Annotated in this window: 2 protein-coding genes; both read left to right on the top strand. The window is 61.0% G+C overall.

Features of this window, described 5'->3' with window-relative positions:
* The first annotated feature begins 202 nt into the window (after positions 1 to 202).
* A complete protein-coding gene (locus tag ACTWPT_RS59870; RefSeq protein WP_443186455.1) occupies positions 203 to 607 on the top strand; it encodes a hypothetical protein in 405 nt (134 codons plus the stop codon).
* A gap of 113 nt (positions 608 to 720) precedes the next feature.
* On the top strand, positions 721 to 1,203 hold the full coding sequence (locus tag ACTWPT_RS59865) for a DUF6086 family protein (protein ID WP_443186454.1): 483 nt from the start codon (positions 721 to 723) through the stop codon (positions 1,201 to 1,203).
* The last annotated feature ends 444 nt before the right edge of the window (positions 1,204 to 1,647 follow it).

Below are 1,647 nucleotides of genomic sequence, written 5' to 3'. Positions count from 1 at the left end.
AAACGCTGGATCACCCGCTGGAAAGCCGCTCTGAACGCCTTCGCCATCACCTTCGAAGGCCGTCTGACCCCGACCACTCGATAGAACTAATTCAAGATCGAGTTACACCGTTTTCTGGACAGGCCCGCTCTTCGAGCTGTCGCCGCCATTTGGCGCTGGTCCCATCCGAATCGGAATGTCACATGCAGATACACACGCTGCCTTGGCGACGCTTGGGACACCGGAGGCCTACGGCTCCGGCTGGGTTGTTCACCGGTCCTCTTCTGGCGCCTCCGTATTCGCGTACTTCGATAAGTCTCAGGTCGTCGAAGCCATTGAGGTCTACACCCCAGTAGCCGGTGCGGATGAGTGGGACCGTGTTTTCTGGGCGGAGTTGGATGTTTTCGCCACCCCTGTGGAAGAGCTGGTGGCGCAGCTTCGGCAGCGCACAACGGTGATCGAGGAAGAGAACGGACACAGTTACACCTTGCCTGAGCTCCTCTTGGCCTTTTGGCGCTCTATCACGCCTGAAACAGAGGACGACCTTGAGGGCAGACAGTTCGAGTCCGTCCTAGTAGCTCGGCCGGGCTACTACGACGGACCTGCGGCGACATCCGGGGATACGTAGGAAGCGGCAATCTCCGGGCCCAACGTCGCGGCCCGAGCGGTGGGCACGCGAGAAGGGTCCCAGGTTGCACACGCAACGTGGCCTCGTCTAATGATCGTAGACGTCAAGTCTGGATGGACGGCGTCTCTGACGTCGAGGACGCCAGACCGTGGTGGAACGAGGAGAACATGAGTCAGTATTTCCAGGTTGGCGATCAAGTCCTCTGGAACCCCTCTAACGGAGTCGCTGGTCTATTCATACGATCAGCGGAGGCTCTTGCCCCCGAGACGGGATTACCGACAGGGCTCGGCCCTATGGAGAGCGACGAATGTGAGGTCGACCTGGCCACCTTCGCGGCCTTCGTGAGTACACTTATCGGGCGCTACGAGCGTTCGAACCATCCAATCCTGCACTCACTCATGGAGGGCTTCATAGCGACGGCCCTGGTGCTCGTCGAGCGCGGTGGAGCAGAACTTCCTGTGCCTGATGCGAACGACGGCGGCTGGAGGGATGTACAGGTGAGCGAGCATTCCGCATGGCCGCCAGGTGGCCAGGTAGGCGATGTTGAGCGATGGGCGGCCCTTTCGGCGCAGCACGCTCGGGCAATGCCACGCTGAGGCTTCTACAACACCCGACCGCATGATTTATGGAAGGGTGGCAACTACGCCGTCGCCTGCGATGCCACGGGCAAGCCCTGGGTCGTGGTCGAATCCGTGCTTCCCGGGGACCGTCACGAGCTTGAGGACGCCTACCCCATTCGTTAGAGCTCGGCGCACAGTCTTTGATCGACGGCCCGGCGGAACTCATCCATGTCCGCTGGGCCGAATCGTATGATCCATCTCATGTCGATCCCCGAGCGGTTGCCGTGGTGTCGACGGTACCCGAGTCCTGGTTATCAAGCGGTTCCTTCGGCGCAGCCCTGGCGTCACCTGTGTCAGAGGGCGGTTCGCGAGTTGATGCCCCGTTGATCGCTTGCGCTGCATGAGGAGTGCTGGTCACGGGCTCGTTGCCGGGCTATGGACGCGGCTGAGCGAACAATCCTGGCTCGATCTCCACGAGAA

This window comes from Nonomuraea sp. 3N208, assembly GCF_052245935.1.
In the GTDB taxonomy this organism is placed as follows: domain Bacteria; phylum Actinomycetota; class Actinomycetes; order Streptosporangiales; family Streptosporangiaceae; genus Nonomuraea.
This window is presented reverse-complemented; position numbering and strand designations above follow the sequence as displayed.